Source organism: Mannheimia massilioguelmaensis, from assembly GCF_000940515.1.
In the GTDB taxonomy this organism is placed as follows: Bacteria; Pseudomonadota; Gammaproteobacteria; order Enterobacterales; family Pasteurellaceae; genus Basfia; species Basfia bettyae.
Genome location: NZ_CDQL01000007.1, coordinates 14,788 through 38,698 on the forward strand (window position 1 = coordinate 14,788; position 23,911 = coordinate 38,698).

27 protein-coding genes are annotated in these 23,911 nt (G+C 36.6%); 11 read left to right on the top strand and 16 right to left on the bottom strand.

Annotated features, from left to right (window positions below; translation table 11 throughout):
* Nucleotides 1-13 precede the first annotated feature (13 nt).
* The 10 genes from BN1226_RS06685 to BN1226_RS06730 all read right to left on the bottom strand — a co-directional run bounded on the left by BN1226_RS06685 (nt 14) and on the right by BN1226_RS06730 (nt 10,777).
* Nucleotides 14-850 carry a PTS mannose transporter subunit IID gene (locus BN1226_RS06685; protein ID WP_044470534.1) on the bottom strand — a complete coding sequence of 279 codons (837 nt, stop codon included), beginning with the start codon at nt 848-850 and terminating at the stop codon, nt 14-16.
* Between the two features lie 15 nt (nt 851-865).
* Nucleotides 866-1,666, bottom strand: a complete 801-nt coding sequence (locus tag BN1226_RS06690; protein WP_044470535.1) for a PTS mannose/fructose/sorbose transporter subunit IIC — start codon at nt 1,664-1,666, stop codon at nt 866-868.
* Between the two features lie 10 nt (nt 1,667-1,676).
* Nucleotides 1,677-2,654, bottom strand: a complete 978-nt coding sequence (gene manX / locus BN1226_RS06695; protein ID WP_044470536.1) for a PTS mannose transporter subunit IIAB — start codon at nt 2,652-2,654, stop codon at nt 1,677-1,679.
* Nucleotides 2,655-2,909: 255 nt separating this feature from the next.
* Entirely contained in the window at nt 2,910-4,220 is a 1,311-nt protein-coding gene (locus BN1226_RS06700; RefSeq protein ID WP_044470537.1) for a nucleobase:cation symporter-2 family protein, read from the bottom strand.
* A gap of 123 nt (nt 4,221-4,343) precedes the next feature.
* The gene (locus BN1226_RS06705) at nt 4,344-5,753 is read right to left on the bottom strand and encodes a basic amino acid/polyamine antiporter (RefSeq protein WP_044470538.1); all 1,410 of its coding nucleotides are present in this window, start codon (nt 5,751-5,753) and stop codon (nt 4,344-4,346) included.
* A 143-nt stretch (nt 5,754-5,896) separates the two neighbouring features.
* Nucleotides 5,897-6,793 (bottom strand): homocysteine S-methyltransferase family protein, encoded by an 897-nt coding sequence (locus tag BN1226_RS06710; protein WP_044470539.1) that lies wholly within the window; start codon nt 6,791-6,793, stop codon nt 5,897-5,899.
* Nucleotides 6,794-6,903: 110 nt separating this feature from the next.
* Nucleotides 6,904-7,995 (bottom strand): redox-regulated ATPase YchF, encoded by a 1,092-nt coding sequence (gene ychF, locus BN1226_RS06715; RefSeq protein ID WP_044470540.1) that lies wholly within the window; start codon nt 7,993-7,995, stop codon nt 6,904-6,906.
* Between the two features lie 93 nt (nt 7,996-8,088).
* Nucleotides 8,089-8,673: an aminoacyl-tRNA hydrolase gene (gene pth / locus BN1226_RS06720; protein WP_044470541.1), complete on the bottom strand. Its 585-nt coding sequence runs from the start codon at nt 8,671-8,673 to the stop codon at nt 8,089-8,091.
* A gap of 53 nt (nt 8,674-8,726) precedes the next feature.
* On the bottom strand, nt 8,727-10,340 hold the full coding sequence (locus tag BN1226_RS06725; protein ID WP_044470542.1) for a phosphoethanolamine transferase: 1,614 nt from the start codon (nt 10,338-10,340) through the stop codon (nt 8,727-8,729).
* Nucleotides 10,341-10,360: 20 nt separating this feature from the next.
* Nucleotides 10,361-10,777: an EamA family transporter gene (locus BN1226_RS06730; RefSeq protein ID WP_044470543.1), complete on the bottom strand. Its 417-nt coding sequence runs from the start codon at nt 10,775-10,777 to the stop codon at nt 10,361-10,363.
* Between the two features lie 92 nt (nt 10,778-10,869).
* Between BN1226_RS06730 and BN1226_RS06735 the strand changes: the two genes are divergently transcribed.
* The 3 genes from BN1226_RS06735 to xseA are packed head-to-tail and all read left to right on the top strand — an operon-like array spanning nt 10,870 to nt 13,755.
* A complete protein-coding gene (locus BN1226_RS06735) occupies nt 10,870-11,214 on the top strand; it encodes an RnfH family protein (protein ID WP_044470544.1) in 345 nt (114 codons plus the stop codon).
* A gap of 1 nt (nt 11,215) precedes the next feature.
* Nucleotides 11,216-12,415, top strand: coding sequence for a ribosomal protein uL16 3-hydroxylase (locus BN1226_RS06740; RefSeq protein ID WP_044470545.1), 1,200 nt, complete (start codon nt 11,216-11,218; stop codon nt 12,413-12,415).
* Between the two features lie 14 nt (nt 12,416-12,429).
* Complete coding sequence (gene xseA, locus BN1226_RS06745) at nt 12,430-13,755, top strand: exodeoxyribonuclease VII large subunit (RefSeq protein ID WP_044470546.1); 1,326 nt, start codon at nt 12,430-12,432, stop codon at nt 13,753-13,755.
* Nucleotides 13,756-13,801: 46 nt separating this feature from the next.
* Here the strand turns inward: xseA and rapZ are convergent, their stop codons facing one another.
* From rapZ to lptC, 5 genes are read right to left on the bottom strand one after another with little or no spacing between them, the layout of a single operon-like run.
* On the bottom strand, nt 13,802-14,677 hold the full coding sequence (rapZ, locus tag BN1226_RS06750; protein ID WP_044470547.1) for an RNase adapter RapZ: 876 nt from the start codon (nt 14,675-14,677) through the stop codon (nt 13,802-13,804).
* Nucleotides 14,678-14,701: 24 nt separating this feature from the next.
* Complete coding sequence (gene ptsN / locus BN1226_RS06755) at nt 14,702-15,241, bottom strand: PTS IIA-like nitrogen regulatory protein PtsN (RefSeq protein WP_044470548.1); 540 nt, start codon at nt 15,239-15,241, stop codon at nt 14,702-14,704.
* A 4-nt stretch (nt 15,242-15,245) separates the two neighbouring features.
* A complete protein-coding gene (lptB, locus tag BN1226_RS06760; protein ID WP_044470549.1) occupies nt 15,246-15,971 on the bottom strand; it encodes an LPS export ABC transporter ATP-binding protein in 726 nt (241 codons plus the stop codon).
* Between the two features lie 17 nt (nt 15,972-15,988).
* Nucleotides 15,989-16,501 carry a lipopolysaccharide transport periplasmic protein LptA gene (gene lptA / locus BN1226_RS06765; protein WP_044470550.1) on the bottom strand — a complete coding sequence of 171 codons (513 nt, stop codon included), beginning with the start codon at nt 16,499-16,501 and terminating at the stop codon, nt 15,989-15,991.
* Nucleotides 16,482-17,057, bottom strand: a complete 576-nt coding sequence (gene lptC, locus BN1226_RS06770) for an LPS export ABC transporter periplasmic protein LptC (RefSeq protein ID WP_044470551.1) — start codon at nt 17,055-17,057, stop codon at nt 16,482-16,484. The genes lptA and lptC overlap by 20 nt, the downstream gene beginning before the upstream one ends.
* Nucleotides 17,058-17,287: 230 nt before the next feature.
* On the opposite strand from lptC, the gene mlaF reads away from it, so the two are divergent.
* The 7 genes from mlaF to murA are packed head-to-tail and all read left to right on the top strand — an operon-like array spanning nt 17,288 to nt 22,086.
* Nucleotides 17,288-18,100 carry a phospholipid ABC transporter ATP-binding protein MlaF gene (gene mlaF / locus BN1226_RS06775; protein WP_044470552.1) on the top strand — a complete coding sequence of 271 codons (813 nt, stop codon included), beginning with the start codon at nt 17,288-17,290 and terminating at the stop codon, nt 18,098-18,100.
* Nucleotides 18,097-18,879, top strand: coding sequence for a lipid asymmetry maintenance ABC transporter permease subunit MlaE (mlaE, locus tag BN1226_RS06780; protein ID WP_044470553.1), 783 nt, complete (start codon nt 18,097-18,099; stop codon nt 18,877-18,879). The genes mlaF and mlaE overlap by 4 nt, the downstream gene beginning before the upstream one ends.
* Before the next feature lie 35 nt (nt 18,880-18,914).
* Nucleotides 18,915-19,421, top strand: coding sequence for an outer membrane lipid asymmetry maintenance protein MlaD (gene mlaD, locus BN1226_RS06785; protein ID WP_044470554.1), 507 nt, complete (start codon nt 18,915-18,917; stop codon nt 19,419-19,421).
* A gap of 47 nt (nt 19,422-19,468) precedes the next feature.
* Complete coding sequence (gene mlaC, locus BN1226_RS06790; RefSeq protein WP_040596539.1) at nt 19,469-20,113, top strand: phospholipid-binding protein MlaC; 645 nt, start codon at nt 19,469-19,471, stop codon at nt 20,111-20,113.
* Nucleotides 20,114-20,123: 10 nt separating this feature from the next.
* Entirely contained in the window at nt 20,124-20,486 is a 363-nt protein-coding gene (locus tag BN1226_RS06795) for an STAS domain-containing protein (RefSeq protein WP_044470555.1), read from the top strand.
* A gap of 49 nt (nt 20,487-20,535) precedes the next feature.
* Nucleotides 20,536-20,793: a BolA family protein gene (locus BN1226_RS06800; RefSeq protein WP_005761539.1), complete on the top strand. Its 258-nt coding sequence runs from the start codon at nt 20,536-20,538 to the stop codon at nt 20,791-20,793.
* 21 nt (nt 20,794-20,814) lie between these two features.
* A complete protein-coding gene (murA, locus tag BN1226_RS06805; RefSeq protein ID WP_044470556.1) occupies nt 20,815-22,086 on the top strand; it encodes a UDP-N-acetylglucosamine 1-carboxyvinyltransferase in 1,272 nt (423 codons plus the stop codon).
* 87 nt (nt 22,087-22,173) lie between these two features.
* Here murA and BN1226_RS06810 read toward each other — a convergent pair whose 3' ends face one another.
* Nucleotides 22,174-22,872, bottom strand: a complete 699-nt coding sequence (locus BN1226_RS06810) for a YggS family pyridoxal phosphate-dependent enzyme (RefSeq protein ID WP_044470557.1) — start codon at nt 22,870-22,872, stop codon at nt 22,174-22,176.
* Nucleotides 22,873-23,065: 193 nt separating this feature from the next.
* Between BN1226_RS06810 and sodC the strand changes: the two genes are divergently transcribed.
* Nucleotides 23,066-23,626, top strand: a complete 561-nt coding sequence (sodC, locus tag BN1226_RS06815) for a superoxide dismutase family protein (protein ID WP_044470558.1) — start codon at nt 23,066-23,068, stop codon at nt 23,624-23,626.
* Nucleotides 23,627-23,911: the final 285 nt, after the last annotated feature.

A 23,911-nucleotide genomic window follows, 5' to 3' on the forward strand; every position in this document is an offset into this window, starting at 1 on the left:
TAACAGCTTTAAATTAAGCTAAAATACCTGTCCAAGCACCAAAAATACCGATGACGAAGAAGCCAATGATAATCCAAAGTGCATTAACTCGGTTACGTAATAACCACATACAAGTGAAGGTAAGTAATAACGCTAATAAACCAGGCATGAGGCTATCTAAAATATTTTGGATTGTAGTGATTTCCGTTGTACCATCTTGTTTCTGAATAGTTGAAACCACTAATGGAACATTAATGCTTGTCCATTTTTGCACTAATGCACCCATAATGAAAAGCCCAAGAATAGATGCACCTTCAGTTAATTTTTGAAGTAAGCCACCACTCATATCTTTAACAACATCTAGGCCCTTTTTATAACCATAAGTTACACCATAATAACGAGTTGCTAGACGCACGAAGTTAAATAATATAAAGAATAACAATGGACCTAAAATACTACCACTTAATGCTAAACCAGCCCCTAATGCTGCAAACACAGGACGGGCTGTTCCCCAATAAATTGGGTCACCCACACCAGCTAGAGGCCCCATTAGACCCACTTTTATACCATTAATTGCGGCATCATCAATAGGTTTACCATTTGCACGTTCTTCTTCCATGGCAATAGTTACACCTAACACAGGAGCAGCAACAAAAGGTTGTGTATTAAAGAATTCAAGATGGCGTTTAATTGCATCTTTACGTTCTTGTGAATTTGGATCTGGGTATAAGCGTTTGATTACTGGAGAAATTGAATACATAAATCCTAATGCTTGCATTCGCTCAAAGTTCCATGAACCTTGGAAAAGGTTAGAACGAAGAACAACAGAATTTAAATCGCTTTTAGTTACTTTTCTGATTTCAGTTGTCATTTTCTTTTCCCCATTTTAATCTAATCTGTTATCAAGGTGATTATTTGCCGTTGCAGCAACGACAACTTGTTGGCTTTTATTATATTTAGGATGAATTTGGATATAAAGAATTGCCATAATGGTACCAAGAACACCTAATGCAACTAAATTGAAATTAGTAAATGCTGCAATTACGAAGCCCGCATAGAAGAAAGGCATTAAGTGTCCAGCACGCATCATATTAATAACCATGGCATAACCGACTACAGCAATGAAACCACCTGCAATTTTTAAACCTGTTGTCACCACTTCAGGAATTGAATTCAACATAGTTTGAACCACATCTGTTCCTGCTGTTAGTGCAACAATAAGTGCTGGAATAGCGATACGCATAGCTTGTAGCATTAATGCACCAAAGTGTACCCAGTCTAAACGAGCGAGATTGCCATCTTGTACGGATTTATCTGCAGCATGTTGGAAACCAACAGTAATAGCACGAACAACATAAGTTAGTACTTGTCCTGCGGCAGCTAATGGAATTGCCACAGCAATACCTGTAGTAATATCTTGTTTACCAACGATAACAAGAATAGTTGAGATAACAGAGGCTAATGCTGCATCTGGTGCAAGTGCGGCACCAATGTTCATCCAACCTAAAGCTAATAATTCTAGTGAGCCGCCTACAATAATCCCCGTTTTCATATCACCAAGGACTAAACCAATTAAGGTACAAGCAATTAAAGGGCGGTGAGTTTGGAACTCATCAAGAATTGAACCCGCACCACACATGCAGGAGACTAGAAATACAAGAATGACTTGCAATGTTGAAATTTCCATTTTAGTTTCCTCAGATTAAGTTATTTTTCTTTAATAAATCCATCATATATTGGCGTGTATCATTCGATACTTTACGCACATCAAGTTCAATATTTTGTGCATTAAGTTTCTTGAATGCTTCAATATCTACATCATTGACGGCTATGGCACTGGTAATCATTTTTTTACCTTCTTTATATGACATGCCACCAATATTCACTGATTTGAATGGAACACCAGCTTCCATGAGTGTGACTACATCGGTTGGATTAGTAAACAATAACATCATGCGCTCATCAGCATATTCAGGGTTGTTATAAACACGAATCATTTTTTCAACATTGACAACATGTGCAGTTACCCCTGGAGGTGCAACACTTTTTAGCATTGCTGAACGAACTGTATCTTTAGCCACATCATCGTTAACCACTACAATACGGCTAACTTTGCTTTCTTTTGTCCAAACGGTAGCGACTTGACCATGAATTAAACGGTCGTCAATACGAGCTAGAGCAATATTTAATCGTCTTCCATCATCAACAATTTGTTGGGTTGGTGTTGATGTCGTTTGCTGTGCTTGAGTAACAGGAACTGATTCTTCTTTTATTGGTTGATGATTTAATGAACGAATACCAGTTAATCCCGCTTCTAATGCCACTTCAACTAATTCTTGCAGTGAATTTACATCATCTCTAGCCATACAGGTATTCACTAGCATTGGAATATTTACGCCTGTGACTACATCTATATTGGATTTGCCTTCTTGGAAACGATTTGCAGCATTAAATGGGCTACCACCCCACATGTCGACGAGGAATAATACTTGGTCGCAATGTGAAAGTTGCCCCTCTAGCAATGCCTGATATTTTGCCATAATAGTTTCAGCATTTTCTCCAGGAACAAAATCAATATAAGCGATATCTTCCTGTTCTCCAATGAGCATTTCTGTAGTTTTTAGCAACTGCTCAGCAGCCACACCATGCGTTGCTATGATAATAGCAATAGTCATTTTGACTCCTTAATGTTTGTGCCAATTAATGTCAATTCTCTATTTTATCTTAAATATTTTAGCTGAAAACGTTTCAGCTGATAATTTTTCTCATTTCTTGAATTAGATCACATTTTTTACTTTAGTAATCAAAATAATTAAAGAAATTGTATAAAAAATAACGTAAATATATATAGAAAAAGCGAGAAGATTTTTTCTCGCTTAATGATATTTGTCGAATTTACTATTTTTTTGATTAGAAAGATAATTCTTATTTTATTCAGAGGCTGTCGCTTTTTTATCTTCTGGTAAAATTAAATTTAAGATTAAGGCTAATAATGAACCTACTGTAATTCCTGAGCCTAAAATTTCTTTTACAAATTCAGGTAATTGAGCTAACAATTCAGGGCGAGTAGTCACTGCTAAGCCACAACCAATAGAAATAGCGATGATTAATCCATTACGACGGCTACGTTCAATATTATCTAGCATTTGAATACCAGCAGAAATAATCATAGCAAACATCATTAAACCCGCGCCTCCTAATACTGGTAATGGAATGGATACAATTAATGCACCAAATATAGGGAAGAGACCTGCTAATACCAATAATCCACCGGTTAGAGCGACGACATGACGGCTTGCTACACCAGTTAAAGAAATTACACCGATATTTTGTGAAAATGATGAAAAAGGTGTGGTAGACATAATCGCTGCGAGTGCAGAACCTAAGCCATCGCATAAGACGCCACTACGTAAATGCTGACCTGTAATTTCTGTTTTAGTGGCATTACCTAATGCCAGAAAATTACCACTGGATTCTACAATAGTAACCAAATAAGCAATAGACATTCCAATAATTCCAGCGATAGGGAAAGATAAACCAAAATGTAACGGCTGAGGTAGAGCGAATGTTTGAGCCTGGTGCAAACTGTCAAAATTTACCCAACCTAAGCAAAGCGCAACCACATAGCCAGCCATCATTCCTATTACAATTGCTGCCTCAGAGAAAATCCCTTTTCCCCATTGTACTAATGCAACGACTAACACTAAAACAAATGTTGCCATCAGTAGGTTTTCGGGCTTCGCATAATTTACATCACCTCGCTGCCCGCCTGCAAACCAGTCCACTGCTACAGGAATAAGGCTCAAACCAATCATCATGACAACGGTGCCAGTAACAACAGGTGGAAATAATTTACGTATATAAGGCATAAAAAAACTACCGATGATCATGACTAATGAGCCAATCAGCGAGGCCCCCATAATGCCAGATACACCATGTTCACCAAATCCTATCGCGAGTGCCGCAGCGACAAAGGTAAAACTTGTTCCCATGACGCTTGGTAAACGAATTCCTATTGGACCAATTCCCCGACATTGGATAATGGTTACCACTCCCGAAATTAATAGTGCAGAGTTGACTAAAGTAACAGTATCTTCAGTTGGTAGTTTTAATACACCACCAATTACTAAAGGCACCGCAATAATACCGCCTAAAGCCGCTAATAAGTGCTGAGCCGCTAGTAATAAACTTAAACCAAATGGAGGATTATCTTCAACTGAGTAAAGGAGATTGTTATGCATAAAAATATCTCATAAATAAAAATTAGGCGAATTATACAAGAATCTCATATTTAAGCAAACGTTTGCGTCTCAAATAAAGAAAAAGTGCGGTAGAAATTTCGGAAATTTAGACCGCACTTTGAGTTAAGCTGCGAGTAATTCAGGTAAACGATAAATGGCATAGCAGAAGATGACGAGAATGACTGTCAGAATCACTTTCTCGAAGCCTGCTAATTTGAATTTGCCATGAAACTTACGATTTGAATAAAGGAATAACAAAATACCAGGCACATACAACACCACTGAAAGCAATAAATATTGCAAACCTGCGGCATAAACAATCCATAAACCATAAATTGAAGCCATAATGCCTGTCAGTTTGATAAACCAATGTGCCTGCTTTTGGAACGCAAGTTTGGTCAAATAGGCACCGATTAAGAAATAAGGAATCAAAATCATTGAGGTGGAAATCAGCAACAAGGTGTTATAACTTTGCTCGAACACAAACACCAGCACCAAGCAAAATTGCACGATAAAGCCTGTGAACCACAAGGAATTAATTGGCGTACCATTTTCATTGAGTTTGTCCAAAATTTTCGGGAATGCGCCATTTTTCGCACCACGATACGGAATTTCCGAAGAATACATGGTCCAGCTGATATAAGAAGCAAGCACGGAAACAATCAAGCACGCGGTGATGATCACTTTACCTGTTGGTCCCATCATCGCATCAAGCAATGGTCCCATAGAGGGATTAGCAAGATTTGCAATGGTTTCACGAGGCAAAATACCTAGAGAAAGAATGGTGATTGCTACATATAACGCCAAGGCGATAAGAATCCCAAGTACCGTTGCCAAACCTACGTCTGTGCGTTTTTTGGCGTGTGCGGACAAAACGGAGGCACCTTCCACACCGGTAAACACCCAAAGCGTGATAAGCATGGTGCTTTCCACCTGTTCTCCCACTCTGTTATTTAACGCCACACCTTTCACATCAGAATTGAAAATATCCGCATCAAAATACCAGAAGCCCAACAAAATAAATAATACCAGAGGGGCGACTTTCACAAAGGTTGCCACTAAATTTACCGATGCAGCTTCTTTCATGCCACCTGCAATTAATGCGTGAACCAACCAAACGATAATAGATGCGCCAATAAAGGAAGCAATGGTATTTCCTTGCCCGAAAATGACTGCACTTTCGCTGTCAGTAAACACCCCTAAGCCTTCAAATGCTACCGTGAGATAACCCACGATACCGATGGTAGCACACAACCAATAACCCCAAGCGGACATAAAGCCCATGAGTTCGCCAAAGCCTTCTCGTGCATAGGTATAAATACCGCCGTCCAATTCAGGGCGAAGGCGCGAAATAAAAAAGAACGAGAGACCAAGGAAAATAATTCCAATCCCTGTTATCAACCAGCCGATAGAAATAGCTTCCGCCCCTGCCACTGCAGCCATATTTTGTGGAAGACTAAAAATTCCTGAGCCAATCATTGAACTTAGCACCAATGCAGTAAGCGAAAGCAATCCAATTTTTTTGTTAGACATGATGGTTCCCTAATGATAAACACGCTTCTCCTTTCTCAAAAAAGGAGAGGAAAATTTTACAAAATAATTTTATGCATACGAAAATTCTAGATTTCCTATCAAATCTCCTGCGCTCCTCTTTTCTAAAAGGGGGGAAAATTAGGTTATTTCAGATTTTCGCTAAGAACTTTGATAAACTCTCGCCCAATTCCACAGCAACCTCCAACAATGCTTGCACCTTGTGCTGCCCATTTTTGCGCCCAAGCAAGATAGGCTTCTGGCGTGAGATCTTTGCGCACTTCGTCTAAACCATCATTTGCCGTAGCATCTTCAGGTTGCGGTTCAAAGGCATTGGCGTAAGCCCCTGTTTGAATATGGGTGGCGTTTAAGGTGCGCAGGGTATCGCGTGTGACGATTAACGCTTGTTCAATCACTTCAGGTTGGCAACAGTTGAAAAGAATCGCAGAAACGCCAATTTCAACCATTTTTTCCACCGCACTTTTTACGGATTCGCCCGAACGAAGTTGCGGTTCTGGCGTAGGGTGTTCATCGGTTAGCGTGAAAGAAACCCATAAAGGACGCTCATCTTTCGGTAGTAATTTTTGTACAGAAACTGGCTCGATAATTGCACTTTGCGTTTCGCATAGCCATAAATCCACATAAGGGGAAAGCCCGTCAATAATTGGCTGGGCGATTTCTGCGAAACGATCTTTTTCGATTAAATCCGCACGGTAAGAGCCAAACATCGGCGGTAAAGACCCCGCCACCTTTGTGCTTAAAATACCTGAATTTTTGACCGCACTTTTCGCCAAACGTCCTGCAAGCTCTGCGAGTATTTTGCCGTCGGCATGAAAACGCTGTTCGCCAATATGAAAAGGCACCACAGCATAGCTGTTGGTGGTAATCACTTGTGCACCAGCGTTGATAAACTCCTCATGCACTTGTTGCACCGCAGAAGGTTTTTCATATAAAGACAACGCCGACCATTCAGGTTGTTTGAAAGGGGCATTGATACGCATAAGTTCACGGCTCATACCGCCGTCGAGAATTGTGATTGACATAACTTATCCTGTTAAAGATTTATTGTGATATAAAAATACCGCACTTTTGCTAAAGTGCGGTAAGTTTTTTCAGAAATTTTTAGATCAAAAATTTATAACTTAGAACTGGCTTAAACATTAAAGCGGAAGTGCATAACATCGCCATCTTGTACGATGTAATCTTTGCCTTCTAAACGCCATTTGCCTGCGTCTTTCGCACCTTGTTCGCCTTTAAATTGAATGAAATCTTCATAGGCAATTACTTCAGCACGAATAAAGCCCTTTTCAAAGTCAGTGTGGATCACAGCTGCGGCTTTTGGCGCAGTTGCCCCAACAGAAACTGTCCACGCACGCACTTCTTTCACACCTGCCGTGAAGTAAGTTTGAAGATTGAGTAGCGCATAACCTGCACGAATTACACGGTTTAAACCAGGTTCTTCAATACCTAAATCTTGTAAAAATTCAATTTTTTCTTCATCATCTAATTCTGCAATTTCTGCTTCAATCGCCGCACATACAGGCACGACCACCGCCCCTTCTTTTTCTGCAATTTCACGCACGCGATCTAAATAGGGGTTGTTTTCAAAACCATCTTCATTCACATTGGCAATGTACATAGTTGGTTTTAAGGTCAAAAAGTTATAGCTTTTAATCGCTTGCAACTCATCTTTATCCAAATCCACAGAACGAATCATTCCCGCATTTTCAAGCACTGGAAGGATTTTCTCCATAACAGAAAGCTCAAATTTTGCTTCTTTGTCGCCACCTTTAGCACGTTTTTGTAAACGTTGAATCGCACGTTCGCAACTATCTAAATCAGCAAGAGCTAATTCTGTATTGATGATTTCAATATCATCTGCTGGGTCAATTTTACCAGCCACGTGCACGATGTCATCATTTTCAAAACAACGCACCACATGACCAATTGCATCGGTTTCACGAATGTTGGCTAAAAACTTGTTGCCCAAACCTTCGCCTTTACTTGCACCTGCCACTAAACCTGCTATATCTACAAATTCCATGGTAGTTGGTAACACACGCTCAGGTTTCACGATTTCAGCTAACGCGTCTAAACGAGGATCTGGCATTGGCACCACACCTGTGTTTGGCTCAATTGTACAGAACGGATAGTTCGCTGCTTCAATACCTGCTTTGGTTAATGCGTTAAAAAGAGTTGATTTACCTACATTCGGCAAACCTACAATACCACATTTAAATCCCATGATTTGTTTCCCTATATTGATGGAAGGCGCAGTATTTATTCTCTACACCAAATTGAATATTAGATATGCTATTTGCATACCATAAAAATATTATTAAGCTTTAAACCCATTTAAACGATTGGTTGCTTTGGTAATGCCATCTTTTAATAAGATCTCAACACAAGTTGTTGCTTCATCAAGCACTTTATCAATAAGCGTCCAATCAGTAGGAGAGGGCTTTCCTAATACATAAGCTGCCACGAGGTTTTTATCACCTGGATGACCAATCCCTATACGCAGGCGGTAAAAGTTTTTATTATTGGCTAATTGTGCGATGGTATCTTTCAAACCATTATGACCGCCATGCCCACCACCTTGTTTAATTTTTGCAATACCTGGTGGTAAGTCTAACTCATCATGAATGACTAGAATTTGTTCAGGTTTTATGCGGTAAAAGGTAGATAATGCACTAATTGCTTTACCACTTAAATTCATAAATGTCGTTGGAATAAGAAAACGAACTTCTTCGCCAGCAATAATCGTTCGAGCTGTTTTCCCAAAAAATTTTGCCTCATCTTTTAAAGTAAAATTAAAACGCTGAGCCAGCCTATTAATCAGCCACTCTCCAGCATTGTGGCGAGTATCTAAGTACTTATCGCCAGGGTTTCCTAATCCAACAATTAACTTTATTTCCGTCATACTGATCCCTATTAATGGAAGCGGGTAAGTATACCCTAATTATCTATAAGTTGCTACTTAGCCGCTGGTGGAGTTGCGGGTATGTATTCTAATTGTTCTGCTGGTTGGGAAATTTTATAATAGCCTAAATCACCAGATAAGACATCACCATTAATATAGCTGGTTTGACAATCCGCAATAGGCATATGATAGCCGAATAAATTAATCATGCTAGTTGATAATTGATGATGGCTTGCTTTAGGACAGCTATCAAATATATTTTTTAATTTAGCTGCCAATTTGTTATTAGGTGTATATATGACTAATGGAACAAGATAATTATCTGGTAAATAATTGCCCTGGTTAACTTGTTCATTATTTACCAATTGTCCATGATCTGAGGTATAAATTAATAGCCAGTCATCTCTATTAGTTGCTTTTAAATGGTCAAAAACTGATTTGATAAATAAATCAGTTTGATAAATAGTATTATCATATCTATCTAATAATGTTTGATCACCAAAGTAATTTTCGTCTTTTGTGAGTAATTCTCCATAAGGCAAATGTGAAGCTCGTTGATGCAAGATAATAAAATGATAGTCATCTGTTAGATTGATATCATAAAAAGATGGCAGTAAATTTTTATCTGGCATATTGTCTTTATTTTGATATCCCCAATAAGTTGGAAAACGTACATCATCAATCCATCTTGCGCCTAATAAACTCACCATCCCCATTTGATTTTCTGCTTGAGAAGAATAAAAATAGGTTTTGAAATTTTGTTGTTTGGCTAATTTAAATAAATTCGTATTGCCACTTTGGATTTGGCGTTCACCATTTGGGTATGGTATTGCATTAAATAATGACGGCAATGACAGAATTGTCAGCGTACCCCCTGAAAATGCTTGTTTAATGATGCTATTAGGATCATTAGCAAGGGAATCCATAAATGGTGTAGTTTTTCGATGATAACCAAACAGGCTGGTATGTTTTGATGTTTCACTTTCGCCCACGATAAAAATAATATTACGTATATCAGGTTGGTGGCTTTTTTCTGGCTCATCATGATGATAATAAGCAATATTGTGTAAATTAAATAATTCGCTAGGTAATATACGAGTAACAAACTGCCCAATTACCAAATAATTTTCTTTAATCCGATTATATTCTAATTTAGGTGAAATAATTCCCTCTTGATCTGTTTTTATCCCTTTTATTAATGTCAGTAAGAGTAAGATAATGAGTCCAATATCAGCATATTGACTTCGACGTTGATTAAACATTAAGAGAGAACCAAAGAATAGACATTCCATGATTCCCCAAAAAATTTGTGGAAACATTTTCGGAATTAATGAGCCACCAGCCGCCGTCGCTTCATGAAATTCTGTGATAGATAAATAATAATGAATTCCTGTTAGCCAACTTTTATAAACTTCATAGTGGATATTATTGCCAATGATGCTTATTGTAAAAAATAGGAATACAAATATACGGCTAATCGTTAATTTTGCGTAAAAGAATATAACGACAAATATAAAAATAAATAGAAAACTTTCTGGGAGTTTTCTAACTGGAATATTCGGGATATCAAAGTAATGTCTGTAGAGTAATTCACTGATAAGTAGTAGAAAGGTGTAAATAAAAATAATAAGTAAATTTTTTAAATTTAGTTTTCTAAGAAGATTCATTTCATATCCATTGAGTATTTTTAAAGTGATAATACCAGTACTCCTAATAAGATAAAGGAGGAACCAATTGCTAATTGTAGACTAATAGGTTCTTTTAATACAACTACGCCCAATACAATTGCTATCACAACACTTAGTTTATCAATAGGCGCAACCCAAGAGGCTGGAGCGAGTTGCAATGCTCGATAATAACATAGCCAAGATAAGCCTGTTGCAATGCCAGATAAAATAAGAAAAGTGAGTGGCTTTGCTGCAATATGTTGTGGTAATTGCCATTCATTGCGCATAGAAATAATGCCAGCGGAAACGAATAATACAACAATTGTGCGAATAAATGTAGCAAGATTACTGCTCATTCCTTCTACACCGAGTTTGCCAAAAATTGCTGTTAAGCCTGCAAAAAATGCAGAACCAAATGCGAGTAAAAGCCAATTCATATTCTTTCCTTATTTTGACCGCAGTTTTCCGTTATAATAACACAAATTTTTGCCACAAGAAGTTGTACAACTAATAAACAATGAGGTTTTCAATGGCACAGATTAAAGTTGAAATCGCTTACGCATTTCCAGATCATTATTATTTAAAGCAATTTACTCTAGATGAAGGGACTTCCGTACAAACTGCGATTCTGCAATCAGGAATTTTACAACAATATACGGATATTGATTTGCGTGAAAATAAAATAGGCATATTTGGACGTCCTGTAAAATTAACGGATCTCTTATCAGATGGAGATCGTATTGAAATTTATCGTCCGTTATTAGCCGATCCTAAAGAAATTCGTCGTAAACGTGCAGCACAGCAAGCGAAAGAGTTAGAAGAAAAGAAAAAAGCTGGAAAGTTAGCAGCAAAACAATCAGAAAGGGAAGATTAATATGAGTCAAAAATTCTGTTTACCTGAACCTATTACAGCTGAAATTTTTTTACGAGATTACTGGCAAAAGAAACCATTAATTATCCGTAATGGGTTACCTGAAATTATTGGAATGTTTGAGCCTGAGGATATTCTTGAGTTAGCTCAAGGCGAAGATGTTACAGCACGTTTACTTAAACAATATTCAGAAGATAAATGGACGTTTACACCAAGCCCTTTAACGGAATCTGATTTTAATGAGTTACCTGAAAAGTGGTCTGTACTTGTACAAAATATGGAACAATGGTCAACAGAATTAGGTGAAATGTGGTCTCGCTTTGGTTTCATTCCTCAATGGCAACGAGATGATATTATGGTGTCCTATGCTCCTGCGGGTGGTTCCGTAGGTAAACATTATGACGAATATGATGTTTTCCTTGTACAAGGTTATGGGCATCGTCGTTGGCAATTAGGTAAATGGTGTGATCCTAGTACAGAATTTAAACCTGATCAGCCTATCCGTATTTTTGATGATATGGGAGAATTAGTTATTGATGAAGTAATGAACCCAGGGGATATTCTCTACATTCCTGCTCGTATGGCTCATTATGGTATTGCAGAAGATGATTGTTTAACCTTTTCTTTTGGCTTACGTTATCCAAATTTAGCTGAATTGATGAACCATATTAATCAAGGTTTCTGCCATCACAATCCTGATATTGATCTGAATGAATTCAATATTCCACTACGCTTAAATCAAACAGAACAACATACGGGTAAATTAGCTGAATCTGAAATCCAAGCTATGAAGCAGGCATTACTTGAAAAATTGGCTAATTCAGAGCAATTTGATCGTTTATTTAAACAATCCGTGGCAACAGCGGTAAGTTCTCGTCGTTATGAGATGCTAGTTAGTGATGAAATATCTGATCCTGAGCAAATCTTATCTGAACTGGAAGATGGAGCTGTGCTTACACAGGATAATAACTGTAAGTTAGTTTACCTTGAAAATCCGTTACAAATCTTTGCTAATGGTGAGTGGTTAGATGAACTAAATCCAGTAGAGGCTGAAGTATTAAGACGTTTAGCTGATGGTGAAGAGGTCTCTTTAGTTGAGTTAAAACAATTAATTGTTGGTGTGGAAGAACAAACATCTGCAATGGAAATTTTGTTAGATTCAGTTTGTAACTGGGTTGATGATGGATGGGTTTTATTAGGATAATTAATACAGACTTTATGCATAACGATAATATTTATTCAGTGAGTCAATTAAATAACTCTGTTCGTCAGATGCTAGAAGGACAGCTGGGATTAGTTTGGTTGACTGGGGAGATTTCTAATTTTACTCAACCTGTTTCTGGACATTGGTATTTAACCTTAAAAGATGAAAATGCTCAGGTACGTTGTGCAATGTTCCGTATGAAAAATATGCGTGTCACTTTCCGACCACAAAATGGTATGCAAGTGTTAGTGCGTGCAAGTGTAAGCTTATATGAACCCCGAGGAGACTATCAGCTTATTATAGAATCTATGCATCCTGCAGGCGAAGGATTGTTACAGCAGCAATTCGAAGCTTTAAAAATGAAATTGGCGGCAGAAGGATTATTCGCTCAAAATTTAAAAAAATCCTTACCTGATTTTAGTAAAACAATTGGCGTGGTGACTTCAAAAACTGGTGCTGCATTACAGGATATTTTGCATATATTGCAACGACGAGACCCCAGTTTAAAAGTGGTGATTTATCCAACTGCGGTGCAAGGTAAAGAGGCTACAACTGAAATTGTACAAATGATTGAATTAGCCAATAAGCGTAATGAAGTGGATGTGCTAATTATTGGGCGTGGAGGTGGTTCTCTTGAAGATCTTTGGTGTTTTAACGAAGAGTTAGTTGCGAGAGCTATTTTTAATTCGGTCATTCCAGTAATCAGTGCTGTAGGTCATGAAACAGATGTAACTATTGCCGATTTTGTGGCTGATGTGCGAGCACCAACCCCATCAGCTGCTGCGGAATTAGTGAGTCGTAATCAAGATGAATTATTACAACAAATCGCTTATAAACATCAACGTTTAGAAATAGCATTAGATCGCTTATTTAATGATAAATATCAGTTATTACAACATTTATCATTACGTTTGCAAAATCAACATCCACAAGTGCAATTGCGTATTCAAAAACAACAGACGGCACAATTAGAACAGCGTTTACATTCCTCAATACAACGTTTAATGGATAAAAATCGCTACAAAATGACCGCACTTATGCAACGTTTAGATAATAATCCGTTACCTTATCGTGTACAGAAACAGTCTCAATATGTTACTCAACTTCAGATTCGATTAAATTTTTTCTTAAAACAAAATTTAGCTAATCGTCAACATCATCTAACCCATTTGTGTGGTAAGTTAGATGGGTTAAGTCCTTTAAAAGTATTAGCTCGTGGCTATTCTATCGCAGAGAATGCCCAAGGAAATGCGATTACTCAGATAGAGCAAGTAAAACTAGGTGATACCATAAAAACAAGAGTACTGAATGGAACAATTATTAGTCAGGTTATTGAATAGAAAAGTGCGGTAATTTTTGTGGAAATTTTACCGCACTTTTAACAAATTAGGGATTTGCAGGAGGAGACTTTTTATAGCGTTCTAAAGATTTATGTTGGATTTTGACATTTTTTCCTTTAGCGAGGAAATATTCTCCTAATTGCTGTGCAATATAAACAGAACGGTGTTTCCCTCCAGTACAACCTATTGCGATGGTTAAATAGCTACGATTATTTTTTTCTAATTCAGGCAGCCAAATTTCAATATAATTACGTGTTAAATAGATAAAATTATGCACTTCTTTATAGCGATTGAGAAAGTCAATAACTGGGCTATCCAATCCCGTCATTGGGCGTAAATTAGGATCCCAATGTGGATTAGGTAGAAAGCGAACATCAAACACATAATCAGCATCTAATGGCAGCCCATATTTGAAACCAAAGGATTCAATAATGATTTTTAGTTCTTTATTACTATTGCCTTGAAGAAATTTTCTAATTTGTTCCGCTAATTCATGAGTTGAAATTTCACTGGTATTAATAATTAAATCAGCATGTTGAAATAGTGGCTCTAGCAAGTCTTTTTCTGTATCAATGGCAGCTTCTAAAGACATATTTTGCATAGAAAGAGGGTGTAATCGGCGTGAATCGCTATAACGGCGGATTAAAGTACTTCGGTCTGCATCTAAGAAAATTGTTTTAACTTGATGGTTAGCCTTTTGCATCTGAGTGAATAGTTGATCTAGTGTGTCAGGTGAATTGGGTAAATTACGAATATCAAGGCTAATGGCCGCAGATTTTTCAGAATGAGAAAGAATATCTGCGAGTTGGGGCAATAAATTGATAGGTAGATTATCTACACAATAATAGCCAATATCTTCTAGTGCTCGTAAGGCTACAGATTTCCCCGCACCAGATCGCCCACTTATAATGATAAGTTCCATAATGTCACCTAGTAATTTATATTGTTAAATATCTTTTTCTATTACTGTTTCAGTTCCTTCTGCTTGAGTATTTATATTACCGTCGATTCGATTAAAAATCTGCCAAATTTCATCCTTGTTTTGGGCTGTTCTTAACTGTTTACATAGGTTTTTATCTGATAGCTTTTCCGCTAATTCTGGTAATATAAGTGAATAATCAGCACACATATTCTCTGGAATAAGAATGGCTAGAATAAGATCAACTTCTCTTTTATCTGGCGCTTCATAATCAAGTGGTAAACCAAGCTGTAAAAACACAGCGATGGCATGATCACTATTAGGAATTTTTGCTCTTGGGATAGCCACACCATTTCCAAGACTTGTACAGCCAAGTTTTTCTCTTGCAAATAAATTTTCAAAACATTCAAATTCATTCAAATAAGGAACGTTATCCTCTGTATTGAGATTATTTTCAATTTGAGGCACAACGATATCAGAAATGATCTCGAATAAACGTTTTTTGCTTGAACAAATAATCCCCTGACGAATATTTTCAGGGGAGAGCAATTCAGTAAATTTAATCATGGGGTTACAGCTTGAATCCTTCACCTAAATAAACACGTTTAACATGTTCATCATTTAAAATTTCAGTTGGTGTACCTGTTGCAATCATTTTTCCTGCACTCACAATATAAGCGCGTTCACAAACATCTAATGTTTCTCTAACATTATGATCGGTTATCAGCACACCTAAACCGCGATCTCGTAGATCCATGATAATTTTCTTAATGTCAATGACTGAAATTGGATCAACACCAGCGAAGGGTTCGTCTAATAAAATAAATTTTGGATTAGCTGCAAGAGCTCGTGCAATTTCTACACGGCGACGTTCACCACCAGATAGTGATTGGCCTAAATTATCACGAATATGCCCAATATTAAATTCATCAATTAATTCTTCTGCACGTGCTTGGCGTTGTTCTTTTGTTAAGTCTTGACGAATTTCAAGAACCGCCATTAAGTTATCATATACACTTAAACGGCGGAAAATAGAGGCTTCTTGAGGAAGATAACCAATGCCTTTTTGTGCACGATTATGCATAGGTAATAAGCTAATATCTTCATTATCAATGCGAATTCTTCCTTGATCATGACGAACTAATCCCACAACCATATAAAAAGATGTAGTTTTACCCGCTCCATTTGGACCTAATAAGCCTACAATTTCATTTGATTTAACAGTAAAACCTACATCAGATACTACCTGACGTCCTTTATAGCTTTTTGCTAGATTTTCAGCATAAAGAATAGACATAAAAAAACGTATCCTAATTATTTTTTCTGATTAAGTTGCGATGGAATAAGTATAGTTTTTACACGGCTTTGTTGTGTGCTACTCGCTTTAAGTTGTTGTTTATTGACATCGTAAGTAATTATATTTCCATCAATTTGACTATCAAGTTGTTTTAGTTGAGCATTGCCTGTTAATGTTAAAAATTCTTTGCCTAAATCATAATGAACTTTGTTTGCTCGTCCATCAACAGGTTTACCATTATCCAGTATTTGATGAAAGGTTACTGGCGAACCAAAGGCTTCAACCGTCTCTTTTTTTCCTGAATCTTTAGGCGGGCGAGTAATAACTACTTTCTGAGCCTTAATAAGAATTGAACCTTGAGTGATAACAACATTATCGGTAAAGGTAACAACACTATTTTCCATATCTAAGGATTGGCTATCGGATACAATATTAATAGGTTGATTGGTATCATCTTTTAGGGCAAAAGCGGATAGTGATGAAAACATTAATATTGTAGTAATAAGAGTTTTATTGGTGGTTAATTTCATAATGCGTTTTTACCTGTTCTTGTAAGGTCGCGATTTGTTGTTTTAAGTTGCCAGTCATTTTCAAACCTGAACTGATAAAATTTAATCCCTGGATAGTCACTATTGTATCAGAGGTAATATCCTGTGTCTTTAAATTAACAATGGCTTGGTTAGTCTCAATTTTTTGTAATTGAGAAAGTTTATCAAGGCTTTCAGCGATTACATTTCCTGTAAGATATAAGAGATTATCTTTAGTCAATTTGGCGTTTTTAGCAGTAAGTTTCCAACTTTGTGTTTGTTTATTTTCACCTTCTATATCTAATACATATACCACAGGATTGACAAAGTCAGTATGCCCATCATTATTATAATGTTGGACTTTATCTGAATAAGCTAAATATTGTTTTTTACCAGTAGGTGAGAAAATCGTGGTTTCCATTTTTTCACCAATATATTCTGGGCTTTCAGGCGCTTTAATTAGCTCTGTCAAATCGGGCTTTTCTTGATTTAAGGTATAGAACCATGCCAACAGTACTAAAGCGATTGTAGCCAGAATAATATTCCAACGAATATTCATAAAATAATTTGATTTTGTGTTAATAAATAGATGAAATCATACCATAATTTTATAAAAATTATGCAACTGAAGTAAGATTTTTATTTATTTCGATGAACAAAACTGGTTATATCAGGTCAAATTGAAGGTCTAAAGTTATGTAAATTTATACGAATAACTTTGACATTGTGTAAAAATTCGTGGATTATCCCACTTTTATTTATGAAGAGAAAATATGAAGCAGAGGTTTTATGAGTGAGAATACACTAGTTGAAGTGAATCATCTCACTTTTAAGCGTGGTGATAGAACGATTTATGACAATCTCAACTTAAAGGTTCAACGAGGTAAAATTACTGCGATTATGGGCCCTTCTGGGATTGGTAAGACCACATTATTAAAATTAATTGGTGGGCAATTATACCCTGAACAGGGCGAAATCTTATTTGATGGACAAGACATTTGTAAAATGTCTAACTCAGAACTTTATAAGGTTCGCCAACGTATGGGAATGTTGTTCCAATCAGGCGCATTATTTACAGATATTTCAACGTTTGAAAATGTTGCATTTCCGATTAGAGAACATACTAATTTACCGCCATCATTAATTCGTCAAATTGTTTTAATGAAGCTAGAGGCTGTTGGTTTACGAGGCGCTGCACAATTAATGCCTTCTGAATTATCTGGAGGGATGGCAAGACGTGCTGCATTGGCTCGTACGATTGCATTAGATCCCGAACTGATTATGTATGATGAGCCTTTTACAGGGCAAGATCCAATTAGTATGGGCGTGATTATCAGCTTAATTAAGCGTTTAAATGAAGCTTTAAATTTAACTTCAATTGTGGTTTCACATGATGTTCATGAAGTCTTAAGTATTGCTGATTATGCTTATATTATTGCCGATAAACATGTAATTGCAGAGGGTACGGCAGAACAACTATTACGAAGTACTGATCCTCAAGTTATACAGTTCATTAATGGACAAGAAGATGGTCCAGTACGTTTTCATTACCCATCAGAAGATTATGCAGAAGAATTGTTTAACGGAGGTGTATTTAAATGATCGTTAATATAATTTCTGCATTTGGTGGTTATATAATGAATTCCATTAAGGCCTTGGGACGAGCAGGTTTTATGTTATTTGCGGCTTTAATTGGCAAACCTCAAATTAAAAAACATGTTCCATTATTGATCAAACAATTATATGTATTAGGGGTACAATCATTACTCATTATACTCTTATCCGGCTTTTTTATTGGGATGGTTTTAGGATTACAAGGATATGTCATCTTAGTTGATTTTGCAGCTGAAGCAAATGTAGGTCAATTGGTTGCTTTATCCTTATTACGAGAATTAGGTCCTGTAGTAACCGCACTTTTATTTGCAGGACGAGCAGGATCAGCATTGACCGCCGAAATTGGGTTAATGAAAGCTACAGAGCAGTTATCCAGTTTAGAAATGATGGCAGTGGATCCTCTACGTCGAGTGATTGCACCACGTTTTTGGGCTGGTGTGATTGCAATGCCGATTTTAGCGCTGTTATTCACCGCAGTCGGGATTATAGGTGGTCACTTAATTGGCGTAGAATGGAAAGGCATTGATGTCGGTAGTTTCTGGTCGGTTATGCAAAATGCAGTTCGCAATATGGATTTATGGAATGGCTTCATTAAAAGTGTCATTTTTGCATTTGCTGTGACTTGGGTCGCCTTATTTAATGGCTATGATTGTGTGCCTACATCAGAAGGTATTAGCCAAGCAACCACAAGAACAGTGGTTAATGCTTCTTTATTAGTACTAGGATTAGATTTTGTGTTAACTGCCATTATGTTTGGTGCAAGTTAAGCAATAACAGGATTACTGGAAATTTAGGAAAAACAATGAGACAAACAATTAAATATGAATTTGGGGTCGGCTTATTTTTATTATTAGGTATTGCTGCTTTAGTTTTTATGGGACTAAAAGTCGCTAATGTACAAGGCTTTAATGAAGCAAAATCTTATAATATTTATGCAACTTTTGATAATATCGGTGGACTAAAAGTACGATCTCCATTAAAAGTCGGCGGTGTGGTAATCGGGCGTGTGACTAATATTGCTTTAGATGAAAAAACTTATTTACCTAGAGTAACTATTGCAGTAAATGAAGAATATAATCAAATTCCAGAAAATAGTTCTTTATCTATTAAAACTTCAGGTTTATTGGGAGAACAATATATTGCCTTAAGTGTAGGATTTGATGATGGTGAGACTGCGATGTTGAAGAATGGAGATAAAATTGTTGATACAAAATCAGCAATGGTTTTAGAAGATCTGATCGGCCAATTTATTTATGGTGATAAAGATAAAAAAGGCGATACAGTAAAAGAAACAAAGGCTGCAGAATAAATTTTATAGAAAAGTTTTAACTTTTAGACATTGGAGAAATGAAGGTTATGTTGAAAGTCACATTTAAAACATGGTTAGCAAAAATTTTTGTATTAGCAACCGCACTTTTTGCGGTGCAAACTGCAATGGCTGATGATAGTCCTTATGGATTAACACAGCAAGCTGCCGATAAATTATTTAAAGATATCACAGCAAATCAAGCTCAAATTAAACAAGATCCTAATTATTTAAAAACACTTGTACGTCAAGATTTAATGCCTTATGTCCACGTTAACTATGCGGGTTCTTTGGTATTAGGACAATATTTTAAATCCACTACGCCAGAACAACGTGAAAAATTTTTCAGTGCTTTTGATCAATTTATTGTACAAGCTTATGCTCAAGCTTTAACCATGTATAATAATCAGGAAATCCAAGTTCAACCAGAACAAAATGCCACCGATAACCAATCAAGTGTGCGAGTAAAATTATTACAAAAAAATGGTCAAGCTCCATTAAACTTAAATTTCCAATGGCGTAAAAATAGTAAATCTGGTAAATGGCAGGTTTATGATATGACCGCAGAAGGCGTAAGTATGGTGGATACTAAAAAACAAGAATGGAGTGGTATCTTACGTAAAGATGGTATTGATGCGTTAACAGCTCAAGTGCAACGCGCGGCAGCTGTGCCTGTGACATTCAGTAAAAAATAAGAGAATAATTATGCAAGCTGAAAAACATTTAAAATGGGCAGCGGTGCAAAATGATGATAGAATAGCTTTCCAGTTAGCTGGGGAGCTATCTAGAGATACGTTGTTACCTCTTTGGAACGAATTCCAAAAAAGGCAACAACGTTCTTCTTTTTTGTCAGAAAAGCAAATCGTAGACCAAAATATTACTTGGGATTTAGCCCAAGTTTCTCGTATTGACTCAGCAGGGTTTGCGTTATTATGCGATTTGATTAATTATTGTCAAAAAACACAACAACCAGGTAAAACATTATACTTGGAAAATGTGCCTTCCCAGTTGCTTACTTTGGCTGAACTCGTAGGGTTAGCAGATTGGCTTAAACCTTATTTAAAATAATGAATTAGTCAATAATTCAATTTCAATTATTAACCTATCGGTAACAAAAATGGAAACCCAAGAAATCGAACGAATTCTTAAGCAATCATTAAATTTAGATGAAGTGTATGTGCAAGGTGAAAATGCACACTTCGGTGTGATTGTCGTTAGTGAAACACTTTCAAAACTGTCAAAATTAAAACAACAACAAACAATTTATGCACCATTAATGGAGCATTTTACTTCAGGTGAAATTCATGCGTTAACGATCAAAACCTTCAGTCCTGAAAAATGGAAATTAGAACGGATGTTAAACGTTGTAAGTTAATATTATTGATAGGAAGTTAAAATGGAAAAATTTCGTGTTTATGGGCAATCTCGTTTAAGTGGCTCCGTAGATATTTCGGGGGCAAAAAATGCAGCATTACCTATTCTTTTTGCAGCGATTTTAGCAGAAAAACCAGTGACATTAACAAATGTCCCTGTATTAAAAGATGTTGATACTACATTTAAGATTTTACGTACTTTAGGGGTTGTGGTAGAGCGTATTGAACATACTGATAAGGTTATGATTGATGCGAGTAAAATTAATAGTTATGTTGCGCCTTATGAGTTGGTCAAAACCATGCGTGCATCAATTTGGGCATTAGCACCATTGCTTGCACGTTTTCATGAAGGGCAAGTATCATTACCTGGTGGCTGTACTATCGGCGCTCGTCCAGTAGATATGCACATTTCAGGCTTAGAAAAAATGGGTGCAACTATTGAGCTTGACGAAGGTTATGTAAAAGCTACTGTAAATGGTCGTTTGCAAGGTGCAAGAATTTATATGGATAAGGTTAGTGTTGGTGCAACTTTATCCGTTATGATGGCAGCAACTTTGGCAGAGGGAACAACTTCAATTGAAAATGCAGCACGTGAACCAGAGGTTGTGGATACTGCTGATTTTTTAAATGCAATGGGTGCCAAAATTAGCGGGGCGGGTACAGATACCATCATTATTGAAGGTGTTGAACATTTAGGTGGCTGTGAACATCGTGTTGTACCTGATCGTATTGAAACTGGTACATTTCTAGTGGCAGCCGCCATATCTCGGGGGCGTATTACTTGCCGAGGTACTAAAGCGGATACATTAGATGCAGTGATTGAAAAATTACGTGAAGCAGGTATGCAAGTTGATGTGACTGAAGATGCTATTACTTTAGATTCTTTAGGTAAGCGTCCTAAGGCTGTTAATATTCGTACTATGCCACATCCAGGGTTCCCTACAGATATGCAAGCTCAGTTTACCTTACTTAATGTGGTTGCAGAGGGAACGAGTAAAATTACCGAAACTATTTTCGAAAACCGTTTTATGCATGTGCCAGAACTTATTCGTATGGGGGCTAAAGGTGAAATTGAAGGTAATACTGCCTTAATTCAAGGAGTAGAACATCTTTCTGGTGCACAAGTTATGGCAACAGACTTACGTGCCTCAATTAGTCTCGTGTTAGCAGGGTGTATTGCCACTGGTGAAACTATTGTTGATCGTATTTATCACATTGATCGTGGTTATGAGCGTATTGAAGAAAAATTACGTGGCTTAGGGGCTAATATTGAGCGTTTCTCAGAAAGCGACTAATTGATTTTAATATAAAAAAACACTTTTCGGAGTGTTTTTTTTATATTCGTGATGAAAAGTGCGGTCTGTTTTAGGAAAATTTATTGCTTAATCATAGTTACGATGCCCAAAGATTGCAGTGCCTATTCTTACCATAGTTGAGCCACATTTTATTGCACTAGCCATATCATCCGTCATTCCCATAGATAAAGTATCAATTTGTTGTTCAGGAAAGGCTTGTTTTAATTTTATCAATAATTGATTCATTGCTGTGAATGCTTGTTCTTGTTCTACAATATTATCTGTAGCCGCAGGGATAGCCATTAATCCACGTAAGCGTAAGTGCGGTAGGTTTTCAATAAATTTTGCCAGCATGATCATTTCCTCAGGTTGTATTCCTGATTTGCTGTTTTCATCACTAATGTTGATTTGAATAAGCACGTTTAAAGGTGCTTTATCTACAGGGCGTTGTTCATTAAGACGACTTGCAATTTTATTTCTATCAAGTGTTTGCATCCAGTCAAAATTTTCTGCGACTAAACGCGTTTTATTCGATTGTAATGGACCAATGAAATGCCATTCTATATCTGTGTGTTTGGTTTTAAAGTATTCAATTTTCTCAATACCTTCTTGTACATAATTTTCACCAAAAGCACGTTGACCCGCTTGATAAGCCGCCTCGATATCTTCTACTGGCTTGGTTTTTGATACGGCGAGTAATTTTACTGAATCTCTATCTCGATGATGATTTAAACAACTTAATTGAATGTTTTTATGAATATTTTGCAAGTTTTTAGCAATTTCCATTTTAGTCCCTATGTACTGCTTTGTGATTTCTCTCCCATAGAATAATATTTTACACACTTATCAAAAAACATCTATTAGTTATATTTTTGTGATGCGTATAACAAATAAATAACAATTACATTGTTTATCTTTAATAGAATGCTAATATCTTATTAGCATTTTGCTAATTTGAATATTTATACGGGAGTTTTATATGAAAAACACATTGGTTATTTCAGCATTGAGTTTATTGGTATTGAGTACAACAGTTGTGGCTCATGAAGTGAAAACAGAAACAATGGAAGTAAAATCCAAAGTTATCGAAATGAGTTTATTAGACCCAGAAAAGGGTGATAAAGCCATTGGTAAAGTGGTTGTGACTGAATCTCCATATGGATTAGTATTTACTCCTGAACTAACAGGTTTATCCGCTGGTTTACATGGTTTCCATATTCATCAAAATCCTAGTTGTGCTGCTGGTGAGAAAGATGGAAAGAAAGTGGCGGCATTAGGTGCTGGCGGGCATTGGGATCCTAAAGAAACTAAGCGTCATGGCTATCCTTGGGAAGATAATGCACATTTAGGCGATCTCCCAGCATTAGCGGTTAATCCTGATGGCACAGCAACCAATCCTGTTTTAGCTCCTCGAATTAAATCATTAGATGAAATTGCGAATAAAGCATTAATGATCCACGTTGGAGGTGATAACCATTCAGATCACCCAACTGCATTAGGTGGCGGTGGAGCAAGAATGGCTTGTGGTGTAATCAAATAATGAAATAAATTATTACTAAAAATAAAACCTGGAGATAATTTCTTCAGGTTTTTTTATTTTTTTATTGACAAGGTATAAAAACTTTTGTATTTGTAGTGTATTAATTTTGAACATAGATTATTTTATGAATAACTTCGCAATGACCATGACTACCATTATGATGACCATTACCATGTGTAACGGGGCGGGTTAGTGCGTACTAAATAAAAAAATACATTAAACCCGCATATTATGCGGGTTTTTTTATGCAGATTTTAAATATTCACAACATATTACTAATAGGAG